General features: G+C 71.1%; 14 protein-coding genes. 11 read left to right on the top strand and 3 right to left on the bottom strand.

From position 1 onward, the window contains the following. The first annotated feature begins 91 nt into the window (after positions 1-91). The 7 genes from ACWGJM_RS16595 (at position 92) to crcB (ACWGJM_RS16565) (ending at position 7,621) form a co-directional block, all read left to right on the top strand. Positions 92-1,699 carry a dynamin family protein gene (locus ACWGJM_RS16595; protein WP_453412389.1) on the top strand — a complete coding sequence of 536 codons (1,608 nt, stop codon included), beginning with the start codon at positions 92-94 and terminating at the stop codon, positions 1,697-1,699. Positions 1,700-1,702: 3 nt separating this feature from the next. Continuing rightward, complete coding sequence (locus ACWGJM_RS16590) at positions 1,703-4,009, top strand: GTPase (RefSeq protein ID WP_453412388.1); 2,307 nt, start codon at positions 1,703-1,705, stop codon at positions 4,007-4,009. A gap of 212 nt (positions 4,010-4,221) precedes the next feature. Beyond that, on the top strand, positions 4,222-4,665 hold the full coding sequence (locus ACWGJM_RS16585; RefSeq protein WP_453412387.1) for a single-stranded DNA-binding protein: 444 nt from the start codon (positions 4,222-4,224) through the stop codon (positions 4,663-4,665). Positions 4,666-4,837: 172 nt separating this feature from the next. Continuing rightward, positions 4,838-6,289, top strand: a complete 1,452-nt coding sequence (locus tag ACWGJM_RS16580) for a Cys-Gln thioester bond-forming surface protein (protein WP_453412386.1) — start codon at positions 4,838-4,840, stop codon at positions 6,287-6,289. A 122-nt stretch (positions 6,290-6,411) separates the two neighbouring features. After that, on the top strand, positions 6,412-6,900 hold the full coding sequence (crcB, locus tag ACWGJM_RS16575; protein WP_453412385.1) for a fluoride efflux transporter CrcB: 489 nt from the start codon (positions 6,412-6,414) through the stop codon (positions 6,898-6,900). Beyond that, positions 6,900-7,250 (top strand): DUF190 domain-containing protein, encoded by a 351-nt coding sequence (locus ACWGJM_RS16570; RefSeq protein ID WP_453412462.1) that lies wholly within the window; start codon positions 6,900-6,902, stop codon positions 7,248-7,250. Before crcB (ACWGJM_RS16575) ends, ACWGJM_RS16570 begins: the two co-directional genes overlap by 1 nt. After that, a complete protein-coding gene (gene crcB / locus ACWGJM_RS16565; protein WP_453412384.1) occupies positions 7,247-7,621 on the top strand; it encodes a fluoride efflux transporter CrcB in 375 nt (124 codons plus the stop codon). Before ACWGJM_RS16570 ends, crcB (ACWGJM_RS16565) begins: the two co-directional genes overlap by 4 nt. Positions 7,622-7,660: 39 nt before the next feature. Here crcB (ACWGJM_RS16565) and ACWGJM_RS16560 read toward each other — a convergent pair whose 3' ends face one another. Both ACWGJM_RS16560 and ACWGJM_RS16555 read right to left on the bottom strand, forming a co-directional pair. Further along, positions 7,661-8,014, bottom strand: a complete 354-nt coding sequence (locus ACWGJM_RS16560) for a DUF190 domain-containing protein (RefSeq protein ID WP_453412383.1) — start codon at positions 8,012-8,014, stop codon at positions 7,661-7,663. 27 nt (positions 8,015-8,041) lie between these two features. Further along, positions 8,042-9,067: a cytochrome P450 gene (locus ACWGJM_RS16555; RefSeq protein WP_453412382.1), complete on the bottom strand. Its 1,026-nt coding sequence runs from the start codon at positions 9,065-9,067 to the stop codon at positions 8,042-8,044. A gap of 821 nt (positions 9,068-9,888) precedes the next feature. On the opposite strand from ACWGJM_RS16555, the gene ettA reads away from it, so the two are divergent. The 3 genes from ettA to ACWGJM_RS16540 are packed head-to-tail and all read left to right on the top strand — an operon-like array spanning position 9,889 to position 12,641. Further along, a complete protein-coding gene (gene ettA, locus ACWGJM_RS16550) occupies positions 9,889-11,553 on the top strand; it encodes an energy-dependent translational throttle protein EttA (protein WP_453412381.1) in 1,665 nt (554 codons plus the stop codon). Between the two features lie 6 nt (positions 11,554-11,559). Further along, positions 11,560-11,970, top strand: a complete 411-nt coding sequence (locus tag ACWGJM_RS16545; protein WP_453412380.1) for an acyl-CoA thioesterase — start codon at positions 11,560-11,562, stop codon at positions 11,968-11,970. Then, positions 11,967-12,641: a hypothetical protein gene (locus ACWGJM_RS16540; protein WP_453412379.1), complete on the top strand. Its 675-nt coding sequence runs from the start codon at positions 11,967-11,969 to the stop codon at positions 12,639-12,641. Before ACWGJM_RS16545 ends, ACWGJM_RS16540 begins: the two co-directional genes overlap by 4 nt. 27 nt (positions 12,642-12,668) lie before the next feature. Here the strand turns inward: ACWGJM_RS16540 and ACWGJM_RS16535 are convergent, their stop codons facing one another. Further along, positions 12,669-13,082: a globin gene (locus ACWGJM_RS16535; RefSeq protein ID WP_453412378.1), complete on the bottom strand. Its 414-nt coding sequence runs from the start codon at positions 13,080-13,082 to the stop codon at positions 12,669-12,671. A gap of 77 nt (positions 13,083-13,159) precedes the next feature. On the opposite strand from ACWGJM_RS16535, the gene ACWGJM_RS16530 reads away from it, so the two are divergent. Further along, positions 13,160-14,149 carry a methyltransferase domain-containing protein gene (locus ACWGJM_RS16530; protein ID WP_453412377.1) on the top strand — a complete coding sequence of 330 codons (990 nt, stop codon included), beginning with the start codon at positions 13,160-13,162 and terminating at the stop codon, positions 14,147-14,149. The last annotated feature ends 7 nt before the right edge of the window (positions 14,150-14,156 follow it).

The following is a 14,156-nucleotide window of genomic DNA, read 5'->3' as shown; positions in this document are numbered from 1 at the left end:
CCCAGTCGTCCCTTGTGCCCTTTCTGTTCTGTCGGCACGCAGACACGTCTATATGCTTCAGAATTCCCCCAAAATTGGGCATTCTTCGCATGTGGTGACCTTGGACGTACGGCCTCAGCTGCTCGACGCACTCTCCGCTCTGCGCGACCGTGTCGCCGCCGCACGCTTCCCGCTGCCCCTGGCGGGGGCCCCACGCGCGCGTGCCAACCGCGACGAACTGCTCGCGCAGCTCGACGACTACTTGGTGCCCCGCCTGCGGGAGCCCGAAGCGCCGTTGCTGGCAGTCGTGGGAGGTTCGACCGGGGCCGGCAAGTCGACGCTGGTCAACTCCCTCGTGGGGCGACGGGTCAGCGAGGCAGGCGTGCTGCGGCCGACGACCCGGACGCCGGTGCTGGTCTGCAACCCGGAGGACCATCACTGGTTCAGCGGGATGCGGGTGCTGCCCGACCTCAATCGCGCGTGGGCGCCCCAGCGGGACGCTGGCGACGACTTCGCGATCCCCAACGACGATCCCGTGCGCGTGCTGCGGATCGAGACCGCCGAAAGCCTCCCGAGCGGGCTCGCCCTGCTCGACGCGCCGGACATCGACTCCCTGGTCGCCGACAACCGTGTCCTCGCCGCCGAACTGATCTGCGCGGCCGACATCTGGGTGATGGTGACCACGGCCGCCCGGTACGCCGACGCGGTGCCCTGGCATCTGCTGCGTACCGCGAAGGAGTACGACGTCACCCTGGTGACCGTCCTCGACCGGGTGCCCCACCAGGTGGTCTCCGAGGTCTCGCGGCAGTACGGCGCGCTGCTGGCCAAGGCCGGACTCGGCGACGTACCCCGGTTCACGGTGCCCGAGCTGCCCGAGTCGGCCTGGGGCGGGGGCCTGCTGCCGGCCACCGCCGTCGCCCCGCTGCGGGCCTGGCTCCTCCAGCAGGCGCACGATCCCGGATCCCGGCAGCACGTCATGGGGCGCACGGCGTACGGCCTCCTCGACTCGCTCAAGGCGCGGCTGCCCGAACTGGCCGCCGCCGCCTCCGCCCAGTACGCGGCCGCCCTGCGGCTCACGGCCGCCGTAGACGCGGCGTACGACAGCGAGCACGCGCGCGTACGGGGACGGCTCCAGGGCGGAGCCGTACTCGCCGGGGACGCGCTCAAGCGCTGGCGCGCCTTCCCGCTCGACTGCACAGCCGGGGAACTCCTCGACGCCTTGGCGGAGAGCCTGGCCGCACTGCTGCTGTGCTCCGTCACCGCCGCCGACGAGCGCGTGGACGACTCCTGGCGGCGCGAGCCGGCCGCGGACTCCCCCGGTCTCACCGAACGGGATCCGTCCCCGGAGAGCGCCGAACACCGCATCGGACTCGCCGTACGACGCTGGCGGCGCGAGCTCGAGGAGTATGCCGAGGACGAGGTGCGCGAGCTCGACCGCAGCGTCGCCCCGGACCCGGAAGTCGTCGCCGCCCTGGTCGCCACCGCGCTGCTCGGCGGCCGCCGGGCGCGCTCCGCGAGCGAGGGGCTCGGCGAGCGGATCGGCGCCCACGGCGCGCTGCGGCTGCGGGACCGCGCCGGACGGCTGCTCGCCGACTACGTGGACCGTGTCATGCACGGCGAACGCGAACGCCGTCTCGCCCCGCTCGACGCCCTCGAGGTCCATCCCGAACCCCAGGCCGAACTCATCGCCGCGCTGTCCGTGCTGCAGAAGGAGAGGTGACCGGTGACCGCCGTCACTGACCAGGACCACACCGGCCACATGGAGACCACCGGCCACATGGAGACCACCGGGCACATGGAGACCACAGGTCACATGGACGATCAACCCGGCCGCATCGACCACGTCGGTCGCATGGGTCAGGCCGACCCCATCGAACGCAGTACGGATCGCGGCCCCGACCGCGGTACGGACCGCGGTACGGACCGCCGTACGGATCGTGGCCCGGACCGCAGTACGGATCGCAACGCGGACCGCGGTACGGATCGCAACGCGGAGCGCGACGCGGCCCCTAGCGCGGACAGCAGCGCCGACCGCGCCGATCACAGCGCCCCCGATCCCACCGCCGAAGCGGCCCCCCACGAGCCGCCCCCCACTCCCGTGAGCGAGGGGAACGGCCACCCCGCCGAGGACTCGTCACCAGGCGCCCCCCGTCCGGCCCGCCCGGAGGAGACCGCCGCGAAGACCGCGCTGGCCGCGCTGGCCGCGCAGGCCGCGCAGGACGCGGACGGAAGCGAGGCGACGGACAAGGGCGAGCAGGCGCGGAACGGGCAGCACGCGCGCGTGCGGGACGCCGCCGCCCCCGAACCGGCGGACGACCCCGTGGACGTCTGGGACGACGGCCTCATCGCCCGGCGCGTGACCGAGACCACCGCCGCGGCCGCCGCCGAGCAGGTCTCCGCCTTCGACACCAGGAAGCCCAGCGCCCAGCCGGTCACCCCCCTCGCCTACGACGGCCCCCTGCGCTCACGCCTCGACGCCCTGCGCGAACTGGTCGGGCTCTCCCGCACCCGGCTCGACAGCCGGACGCTCGCCGAGGCGGGCCGGGTCCTCGACGAGGCGGCGGCTCGTCGCAAGCTCTCTGGCCAGCACACCGTCGTAGCCATCGCCGGCGCCACCGGCAGCGGCAAGTCGCAGCTGTTCAACGCCCTCGCCGGGGTCGCCATCTCGGAGACCGGTGTACGGCGGCCGACCACCGCCGCGCCCATCGCGTGCAGCTGGAGCGATGGCGCGGCCACCCTGATCGACCGGCTCGGCATCCCCGGACGGTTGCGCCGCCGGCCGATGCTCAGCGCGGAGAACGACCAGCTGCGCGGGCTGGTCCTGATCGACCTGCCCGACCACGACTCCGCGGCCGTCGAGCACCGGGAGCACGTGGACCGCATCCTGCGGCTGGTCGACGCGGTCATCTGGGTCGTCGACCCCGAGAAGTACGCCGACGCGGTGCTCCACGAGCGCTATCTGCGGCCCCTGGCGGGCCACGCGGAGGTCATGTTCGTCGTCCTCAACCAGGTCGACCGGCTCCCCGGCGAGGCCGCCCACCAGGTCCTGGACGACCTGCGGCGGCTGCTCGACGAGGACGGCGTCGCCCTGGGGGAGTACGGCGAGTCGGGCGCCGTCGTGCTGGCCCTGTCCGCGCTCACCGGGGACGGCATCGGCGATCTGCGTGAGGCGCTCGGGCAGTTCGTGTCCGAGCGCGGTGCGGCGGCCCGCCGTATCGCGGCCGACGTGGACGCCGCCGCGGACCGGCTGCGGCCCGTGTACGCCACCGGGCGGCGCATCGGGCTGAGCGAGGACGCGCGGGAGGAGTTCGCCGCCCGGCTCGCGGACGCCGTGGGCGCCACCGCCGCCGGCGAGGCCGCCGAACGCGCCTGGCTGCGCAACGCCAACCGGGCCTGCGGCACGCCCTGGATGCGGCTGTGGCGGTGGTGCCAGGGCCGGCACGAACCCACCACGGGACGGCTTCCCGTGGGTCCCCCGGCGGACGAGGAGGCCACCGCCCGCCAGCGCGTCGAGCAGGCGGTCCGCACGGTGTCCGACCGGGCCTCGGCGGGGCTGCCCACACCCTGGGCGCAGGCGGTGCGCGAGGCGGCCGTACGCGGCTCCCAGGGGCTGCCCGAGACGCTGGACGAGCTGGCGGCGCGGGCCGGAATGCCGGCCGGGCGCCCACCGCGGCCGGGCTGGTGGCCGGTGGCCGTGCTGGCCCAGGCGGCGATGACCCTTCTTCAGATCGTGGGCGGCCTGTGGCTGCTGGGGCAGATCGTCGGCGTCATGACGCCCAATCTGGGCGTGCCGGTGCTGCTGATGGTGTCCGGCATCGTCGGCGGGCCGCTCGTCGAATGGGGCTGCCGGATGGCGGCACGGGGCCCGGCACGGCGCTACGGCCTCGAGGCGGAACGCCGGCTACGGGAGGCCGCGGCGGGCTGCGGCCGGGCCCGGGTGCTCGATCCGGTGGCCGCGGAGCTGCTGCGGTACCGGGAGGTGCGGGAGCAGTACGGGCGGGTGACGAGGGCGGGGGCGACAGTGGGGTGATCCCTGCCATCGGGAGGGTGAACCACTCGTCCGGGTGAGGGAGTTCTCCACAGCCGGCCGGTGGTCCACAGCGCTCGGCGGGCTCGTCCCGACGGCGGCAGTCTGGTCCCACGGCGATCGCGACGCACGACGCTCTGCGGCGGCGATACGCGATCGACGGACCGGACGCAGCCGTACGGGACGGGCCCGTACGCGTGAGGGAGGGATCCGCGATGAACGAGACGATGGTGTGCGTGGTGGGCAACGTGGCGACGAAGCTGACGTACCGCGACCTGGCCTCGGGCCCGTCGGTGCGGTTCCGGCTGGCGGCGACGCCGCGCTACTGGGACCGCGAGAAGAACGTCTGGACGGACGGCAGCACGAACTACTTCACCGTGTGGGCCAACCGTCAGCTGGCCGCCAACGCGGCGGCCTCGCTGAACCTGGGCGATCCCGTCGTCGTCCACGGCAGGCTGAAGGTGCGTGAGGAGACGCGCGACGGGCAGAAGTGGGTCTCCGCGGACATCGACGCCGCGGCGATCGGCCACGACATGGCCCGCGGCACCTCGGCCTTCCTGCGCGCGCCCAGGCCCGAGGCGGCGCTCCCGCGCCGGCCGGAACCCACGTGGGAGACACCGCCCGCGGAACAGCAGCCGGAACCGGCCACGGTGACGTGACGTCAGCCACAGCCGCGATAACGATTCCGAGTCGGATCGGTCATCCGACGATATGACCGCCAAGCGCGGTGCGCTTGATCCATAAGATGCCGGGCGTAGCTCTCGGGGCTGCTGATTCTGCTGGTGGGACCGTTCCCCCCACGTCAACGGGTCCTGCTCGAAGGGGAATTTAGTGCTTTCTGCGTTCTCTGGGTCCTCGGGGTGCGCCACAGCGTCCGCGCGTTCCGCGCGCGGACGCGGGCCGGCCCGCCTCGCCGCCGCGACCCTGGTCACCGGGCTGGTGGCCGCCGGCCTGCTGGCCGGAGCCGGTGCGGCCGCCGCCGACGGGACGTCGCAGCACCAGGGCGGCGCGACCGCCACCATCGGCGGCCTGAAGACGTACGGCGAGGCCGTGATCCACGAGGACGGCGGCGACCAGCGGGTGTCCGCGGGCCTGTTCGAGATGTCCGTCGAGGGCGGCGGCACCCTCCAGACGTACTGCGTCGACCTGCGCAACCCCACGCAGAAGGACGCCAAGTACCAGGAGGCCCCCTGGAGCGAGACCTCGCTCGGCACCAACAAGAACGCGGGCAGGATCCGTTGGATCCTTCAGAACTCCTACCCCCAGGTCAACGACCTCGCGGCGCTGGCCGGCCGGGCGGGTGTCCGCGGGCTCACCGAGCAGGACGCCGCGGCGGGCACACAGGTCGCCGTCTGGCGCTACTCCGACGGCGCCGACGTCGAGGCGGTCGACCCGCAGGCCGAGAAGCTCGCGGACTACCTGGAGAAGAGCGCCCGCTCCATCGCGGAGCCCGACGCCTCCCTCACCCTCGACCCGCCCGCGGTCTCCGGCCGGCCCGGCGGACTGCTCGGCCCGGTGACCGTGCACACCAATGCGCGCAGCGTGACGGTGACACCGCCGGCCGACGCGGCGATCACCGGCGTCCGCATCGTCGACAAGACCGGCAAGCCGGTCACGTCCGCCGCGGACGGCAGCCGCCTCTTCTTCGACGTCCCCGAGGACGCGGCTGGGGGTACCGCCCACGCGTTCAGCAGTGGGGGAGGATCGGCCGAGTTGACGGTGCAGGCATCGACCAGCGTCCCGGTCGGCCGCGCCTTCACCTCCGAGAGCCGCAGCCAGACCCAGATCCTGGCCGGCTCCAGCGAGTCGACGGTCTCCGCCACCGCGAGCGCCGGCTGGGCGGCCAAGGGCGCGATACCGGCGCTGTCGGCCACCGAGAACTGTGCCAAGGGCGTCCTGGACATCACCGGCGCCAACACGGGCGACAAACCGTTCACGTTCTCGCTGATGGAAACCGAGTACACCATCCCCGCGGGCGCCACCCGCACGGTGACGATCCCCCTCCAGGAAGACCAGGCCTACGACTTCGCCATCACCGGCCCGAACGGCTTCCAGCAGCGCTTCACGGGGGTCCTGGACTGCCACACCCAGTCCGACGAAGCAGGCGACGCGGTCCAGACACTCAGCGAGCCGAGCCCCGCGTCAGTGGGCGGCACGACCACCGACACGAACCTGGCCGCGACGGGCGGCTCCGCGATCACCCCGCTGATCGCGGGCGTGGCGATCGGGCTGGTGGTCATCGGGGGCGGGGTGCTGGTGGTGCTCCGGCGGCGGGAGTCCTAGAAACGGGAGTCCGGGAAGCGGCCGTACCAGACGTCGTCTGGCGCCCCCCGGGTCAAGGTTTAGGGTTGGTTTAAAGGTTCGCCTTGAGCTGGATGGCCTCGGAGTATGTGGGGCGAGGCGACGTGAGTGATGAGCCTGGGCAGCACTCGGTTGCGACCGCAGCGGTGGAAGAGTCCGCGGCGGCACAGGCACGCGTGCGCCGGGAGGCCCGCCGCAGGTACCTCCAGGTACTGGCAGTCATCGCCGTGGGCGGATCCCTCGGTGCCACCGCCCGCTACGAAGCGGCACTGCTCTGGCCGACGGGCAAGGCCGGGTTCCCGTGGACGACGCTGGGTGTCAACGGGGTGGGATGCCTGGTCATCGGCATGTTCATGGTGCTGATCACGGAAGTCCTCACCGTGCACCCGCTGCTGCGCCCATTCTTCGGCACGGGGGTTCTGGGCGGCTTCACGACCTTCTCCACGTACTGCGTCGACATCGAACGTCTGGTGCGTGCGGACAGGGCCGGCATCGCCCTGGCCTACCTGGCGGCGACCGTGGTCATCGCACTGGCCGCCGCGAAGACCGGCATGGTCGCCATCCGGCGCATCCTGGTGACGAGAGGACCGTGATCATGAGACTCCACGGACGCGCGTTGCGCCTGACGATCATCGTCGACGACACGGACACCTGGCACCACAAGCCCCTGTTCACGGAAATCGTGCACCGCGCCCATGCCTTCGGCCTGGCGGGGGCGACGGTCTTCCGGGGTGTGGAGGGTTTTGGAGCGACATCGGTCGTGCACACCACACGACTGCTGTCCATGGCCGACGACCTGCCGACGGCCGTCGTCATCGTCGACGAGGAAGACCGCATCCGGGCGTTCATGTCCCAGCTCGAAGAACTGCCCGTGAGCGGCCTCATCACCATGCAGGAAGTGGAGGTGGTCCACTACAAGGGCCGGGAGACCGCGGCCCCATGAGGTATCTGCTCGTCATCCTCGGGGGAGCCGTCGGCGCCCCCCTGCGGTATCTGATCGACCGGACCGTCCAGGCGCACCACGACAGTACGTTCCCCTGGGGAACGTTCGCCGCCAATGTCACCGGATCGATGATCCTGGGCACGCTGGCGGGAGCGGCGCTCACCGGATCCGGCTCGCAGAGCATCCAGCTTCTCCTGGGCACGGGCCTGTGCGGGGCCCTGACCACGTACTCGACGTTCTCCTACGAGACGCTCAGCCTGGTCGAGGCCGGAGCGCGCTTCCTCGCCGCCGCCAACGTGGTGGCCTCGGTGATCGCCGGGCTGGGAGCCGTCTTCATCGGCATGACCTTCGCCCAGGCCGCCTTCGGCTAGACCACAGTCCCCACGAGCCCCACAACCCCCACAGCCCGTTCAGGCACGCGCCTGAACGGGATCCCGCTCCGCGCGTTGGACGACCTCGATCCGCTCGACGATCACGAGCCCTTCGTCGACCAGTTCGCGCAGTACCGGAACGAAGCGGCGCACGCGTTCCTCGTCGTCGACGATGATGATCGCCAGCGGCAGGTCCTGCTTGAGCGACAGGAGCCGCGGGCCGTGTATCACGGATGAGGCCCCGAATCCCTCGACTCCACGGAGGACCGTCGCACCGGCCAGCCCCGCCTCATGGGCGCGGTGCACGATCTCGGCGGACAGGGGCCTGTGCTGCCAGGTGTCGCTTTCCTCGACGAAGATCGTCAGCTGTAGGGCCGTTCCCATGTCTTTCATCTGATCTCTTTGCAAGCAGGACTGCCCTCAGCTGCGCAAAGTGGCACGCAGGCGCAAGCCGGCAGTCGTGAGACCTTCGAAGGTGGTGACCTGGTAGCTGGGTTCCGGTCCGGGCGGCTCGCTCAAGTGGAAGCGGCGGGCGGTCTGCGCGGTCAGGAGCGTCAGCATCGCCATGGCCAGAGCGGCTCCCTCGCAGCCATGCGGCCCGGTACCGAACGAGAGGAATACCCCGGGTTCCGCCGGCGAGCCCGAATGATCGAGCCAGCGCTCGGGCTGGAACTGGTCCGGGTCGGAGTGTTCCCGTGCGTCGCGGTGGGCGGTGTAGGGGCAGACGAGAACGGTGGACCCGGCGGCGATGGTGTAGTCGGCGAGCTGGGTCTCTCGCGCGGCGCGGCGGGTCAGTAGCCAGCTCGGGGGGTGCAGTCGGAGCACCTCGCGTACCAGTGCCTGGGTGTATTGCAGGCCGTCGAGGTGGGTGCTGGTCGTCGCGGCGGGGTCTGCGGGCAGCAAGGCGGCTTCGTCCGCGACCCGGCCGGCTGCCTGGGGGTACCGGGCCAGGTAGAGCAGAATCCATCCGGCTGCCCGGGAAGGTGTCTCGAAGGTGGCGACGGTGATTCCGGGGAGGGTGTCGAGGATGGCCTCTTCCGGCAGTAGGCCGTGGCGGGAGGAGGGCTGGAGTATCTGTCCCAGCATGTCGTCACCGAGTCGGCCCGATGACCGGCGCCGGCGGACGATGGGCCGCAAAGCGTTGGTGAAGGCGACTTGCTGCCGTGTACGGAACCGCCGTGCCGGTGTGGGGATCCAGCGCGGCAATATCCAGCGCGAGGGGCGTACGAGCACCTCCCGGGCCAGGAAGAGCTGTTGGGCAAAGGGCAGCAGGGTGGGAGCGTCTTCGGAGAAGAGGTAGCGCATACCGATCTCTGCCAGGGCGTGCCGGACCGGGGGCAGAATCTCGACGTCCTGGCCGGCGGGCCACTGGTCGGCAAATCGAGCGGCGCCGGGCGCGATCTCACCGATCCGGGCTGCAACCGCATGCGGGCGTAGTCCGCGCATGCGGGCGGCGTGAGCGCGCGCACGCTCCTCAGGCGTCGGTGCTCCGCTCGACCGCTTCAAGGGCGGGAAGAGTGGTGAGGGCGCCTTGGGGTAGTCCTGCGCGCGGCGCAGGACTTCTTCACACGGCTCGGCCGAAGCGGCTACGTAGACACCCTGCTCCAGCTGCCAGACGTCCCCGCACTCGTCAGCGCCACGGCGCGCCACTGCCAGCCGGTCGCGGCTCCAGGCCGCGAAGCCTCCTTCGGGCAACCGCGGCGGCTCATTCGTTCGGCCCATGAGATCGTCCCTGACTCTCTTATCTGTCAGGCCGATGTCGCCGGCAGTGTGGCTGGCGGACGCCCGGGGGCGCCCGCCGGCAGTGCGGTCAGGCCGAGTCGTCGCCGGCGTACGCGTCCCACTCGTGTTCCCCGTACGCACCGTAGTGGCGGGCGAAGGACAGCTTGCCGAGCAGCTTGGCGATCATGATGCACTCCTCTCGTCTGTCTTCAGCACCGGATGCCACATACGCAATGCTGCCACATATGTCCTATATGTGTGATATAGGACATCGGTCGCACGCACCCAACTCCGATCGCCGTATCCGGGCCCTTGGCCGACCAGCTTCCGACGACTGGCCGACCGCGGCCGGTGCCCCTGGACCGTCACAGTGCTTCAGCGAAGCAAGGCGGTAGCTCGGGCAGCGACAGGTGCGGCAACGGCCGCGGTAGGGAAGCCCCAGGTCAGAAGCCCCCAGCCCAACGGGTTTCCGTCCAGGGGTAGCCGTCGGGCAAGATGGGGTGTATCTGCCCACTGCCAGATTTCAAGCTGCCGGACGGTTTCTCTTGGCTGAGTTCATTTACACCATGCGCAAGGCGCGCAAAGCGCACGGCGACAAGGTGATCCTCGACGACGTCACCCTGAACTTCCTGCCGGGGGCGAAGATCGGCGTCGTCGGTCCGAACGGTGCCGGTAAGTCGACCGTGCTGAAGATCATGGCCGGGCTGGAGCAGCCGTCCAACGGCGACGCCTTCATCACGCCCGGTTACAGCGTCGGCATCCTGATGCAGGAGCCCACGCTGAACGAGGAGAAGACCGTCCTGGAGAACGTGCAGGAGGGTGTCGCCGAGATCAAGGGCAAGCTCGACCGGTTCAACGAGATCGCCGAGCTGATGGCCACCGACTACTCGGACGCGCTGCTCGACGAGATGGGCAAGCTCCAGGAGGAGCTCGACCACGCGGAGGCCTGGGACCTCGACGCCCAGCTCGAGCAGGCCATGGACGCGCTGGGCTGCCCGCCCGGCGACTGGCCCGTCGCCAACCTCTCCGGTGGTGAGAAGCGCCGCGTCGCGCTGTGCAAGCTGCTCCTCGAAGCGCCCGACCTGCTGCTCCTCGACGAGCCCACCAACCACCTCGACGCCGAGTCCGTGAACTGGCTGGAGCAGCACCTCGCCAAGTACGCGGGCACTGTCGTGGCCGTCACCCACGACCGGTACTTCCTGGACAACGTCGCCGGGTGGATCTGCGAGGTCGACCGCGGCCGTCTGCACGGCTACGAGGGCAACTACTCCAAGTACCTGGAGACCAAGGCCACCCGCCTCAAGGTCGAGGGCGCGAAGGACGCCAAGCGGCAGAAGCGGCTCAAGGACGAGCTGGAGTGGGTGCGGTCCAACGCCAAGGGGCGGCAGGCCAAGTCCAAGGCGCGTCTGGCGCGGTACGAGGAGATGGCCGCCGAGGCCGAGAAGATGCGGAAGCTGGACTTCGAGGAGATCCAGATCCCGCCGGGTCCGCGGCTGGGCAGCGTCGTCGTCGAGGTCGACAAGCTCAACAAGGCCTTCGGCGAGAAGGTGCTGATCGACAACCTGTCCTTCACCCTGCCGCGCAACGGCATCGTCGGGGTCATCGGCCCGAACGGCGCCGGCAAGACCACGCTCTTCAAGATGATCCAGGGGCTGGAGACACCCGACTCCGGTGACATCAAGGTCGGCGAGACGGTCAAGATCTCGTACGTCGACCAGAGCCGCGAGAACATCGACCCGAAGAAGACGCTGTGGGCCGTCGTCTCCGACGAGCTCGACTACATCAACGTCGGTCAGGTCGAGATGCCGAGCCGTGCCTACGTCTCCGCCTTCGGCTTCAAGGGCCCGGACCAGCAGAAGCCCGCCGGTGTCCTCTCCGGCGGTGAGCGCAACCGGCTCAACCTCGCGCTCACCCTCAAGCAGGGCGGCAACCTGCTGCTCCTCGACGAGCCGACCAACGACCTCGACGTCGAGACCCTGTCGAGCCTGGAGAACGCTCTGCTCGAGTTCCCCGGCTGCGCCGTCGTCGTCTCCCACGACCGGTGGTTCCTCGACCGTGTCGCCACGCACATCCTCGCCTACGAGGGTGACTCCAAGTGGTTCTGGTTCGAGGGCAACTTCGAGTCGTACGAGAAGAACAAGATCGAGCGGCTGGGCCCGGACGCCGCGCGTCCGCACCGCGCCACCTACAAGAAGCTGACCCGGGGCTGATCGGTCTTGCGCCACATCTACCGCTGCCCGCTCCGCTGGTCGGACATGGACGCGTACGGGCACGTCAACAACGCGGTCTTCATCCGCTACCTGGAAGAGGCCCGTATCAACTTCCTGTTCCGCCCGGAAAAGGAGTTCAAGCAGGGGTCCGTGGTGGCGCGCCATGAGATCGACTACAAGCGGCAGCTCGTCCACCGCCACCACCCGGTGGACATCGAGCTGTGGGTCAGTGAGATCAGGGCCGCGTCCTTCACCATCACCTACGAGGTGAAGGACGACGACCTGGTCTATGTACGGGCCTCGACGGTGGTCGTGCCGTTCGACTTCGAGGCCCAGCGGCCGCGGCGGATCACCGAGGAGGAGCGGGAGTTCCTCCAGGGGTACATGGACGACGAGGAGGAGGCCGTCGCCGCATGACGGTGCTCCAGCTCGCCGACGAGAAGGAGGCGACCGATCTCGCCGCCTTCCTCGCCCGGCTGCTCCACTACGACCGTGGGGCCGCCGTGCGTCTTCAGGCCGCGGGGACCGCGCTCGCCGTGTTCGGGCGGCCGCCGTCCTTCGAGGTGCTGGCGATCCGCGCGGTGCGGCTCGAGAAGCCGTACGAGGACGGACTGGACCGCACACTGGACGTGACCGTGTCCGCGGGTGAGTTCCTCGAGTCCGTCGACGAGACGGCGGCCACGGCCGTCGTCCCGGGCGCGGTGACAGGGCCGCCGTGGGCGGGGGTGCTTCCGCCGCGCGGCGGCTGGCGGGCGGAGCCGGGACTGCCGGCGCCCGACGCCCTGCGGACCATGGTCGCCGCCGCCGTCGCCGAATTCCGGTCCCGTACGCAGGAGCTGGCGCCCGAGCTGCGTACCCGCGCCGAGCTCGACCGGATCGGGCGGGAGATCTGGTCCCGGACGGTCGCGGACACCGGCCTCCCGGTGCGGGCCGTGCACGCGGCCCAGTCGCTGGGGTTCCTGCGACCCGGCGGCGAGGGCGGCCTGGGGCTGTTCTCGTCGGGCACGTGGCTCAGGCTGCGCACGCCGTACGGGTCCGTCGCCGTGCGCACGGCGGGACTCGGGACCCTGGGCCTCAGCGTGCGCTGACCGCGACCGGGGCTCGGCCCGCCTCGGTCACTCGGCGGTGTTGATCATCGAGGCCGCCGCGTACGTCAGGTAGTTCCACAGCTGGCGCTGGTGCTCCTCGGACAGGCCGAGCTCGTCGACGGCCGCCCGCATGTGCCTCAGCCAGGCATCGTGCGCCGCCCGGTCGACGGTGAAGGGGGCGTGGCGCATGCGCAGGCGGGGGTGGCCGCGGTTGTCGCTGTACGTCGTCGGGCCGCCCCAGTACTGGATGAGGAAGAGCGTCAGCCGCTCCTCGGCCGGACCCAGGTCCTCCTCCGGGTACATCGGCCTGAGCAGCGGGTCCTCGGCGACCCCCTGGTAGAAGAGGTGGACCAGCCGGCGGAAGGTCTCCTCCCCGCCGACCTGTTCGTAGAAGGTCTTCTCCTGAAGCGTGCCGCGCCGGATCTCATTCACGTACCCCATGGTCTCAGACGCCCCGGCCGAGGACTGAGGCCCTAGGACCACTCGCCTCCGGCCGCTCGGCGCCGCACAGTGGACGCATGGGCTCGTACGCTCTCGACGACGACAAGGGACTCGCCGAACTCGCTGCCGCCGCGCGGACCGCGCTGGTGCGGGAGATCGACGCGAGCGGGGCCTGGAACGCCGATCCGGTGTGGCGGGAGGTCTTCGCGGCGGTGCCGCGGCACCTCTTCGTGCCGTACTACTACGTCGGCGCCGCCGGCGGTTACGAGCGCAGATGGGGCGAGAGCCCGGACGCCGAGGCGCGGGAGCGCTGGCTGAGCGGCGCCTACGCCGACGCCCCGCTGGCCACCCGGCTGCGGGACGGGGAACTGCTCTCCTCCAGCAGCCAGCCCTCGCTGATGGCCCAGATGCTCGCCGAGCTGCGGGTGAGGGACGGCGACCGGGTGCTGGAGATCGGCGCGGGCACCGGCTACAACGCCGCCCTGCTCGCCCACCGGCTCGGCGACGACGACCTGGTCACCACCGTCGACCTGGAGCCGGAGATCACCGAGTCGGCCCGGCGCCACCTGGCCGCCGCCGGGTACCACCCGGCCGTGGCCACCGGGGACGGGGCGCGCGGAGTCCCCGAGCGCGCCCCCTTCGACCGGATCATCGCGACCTGCGCCCTGCCGTCGGTGCCGCGCGCCTGGCTCGCCCAGTGCCGTCCCGGCGCGCGCATCCTGACGCCGCTCGCCACCGGCCTGGTGGCGCTGACCGTACGGGACGCCGGGCACGCCGAGGGCCACTTCCTCGCCACACCGGCGTTCTTCGTCCCGCTGCGCGGCGAGCACCGGCCCGAGCGAGAGCCGATGTCCCTGGAGGGGCTGCCTCCTCGGGCCCGCCAGCAGGAGCTGTTCCGCTTCCTGCTCGCGCTCACCCGCGGCAGCCTCACCCCCCAGGAGGCGTACGCGCTGTGGGAGCGCGAGGGCAGGCCCCCGCGCGAGCGGTACGGCGTCACGGTCGGCGGCGACCGCGAGTGGGCCTGGCTGGACGACCCGGAGGGGCCGCACACCTGGCCCCTCCCGTGACCAGTGC

The sequence above is a fragment of the Streptomyces sp. NPDC054834 genome (assembly GCF_053611185.1).
The sequence above is the reverse complement of the archived record's forward strand: the minus strand, read 5'-3'. Positions and strand labels throughout refer to the sequence as shown.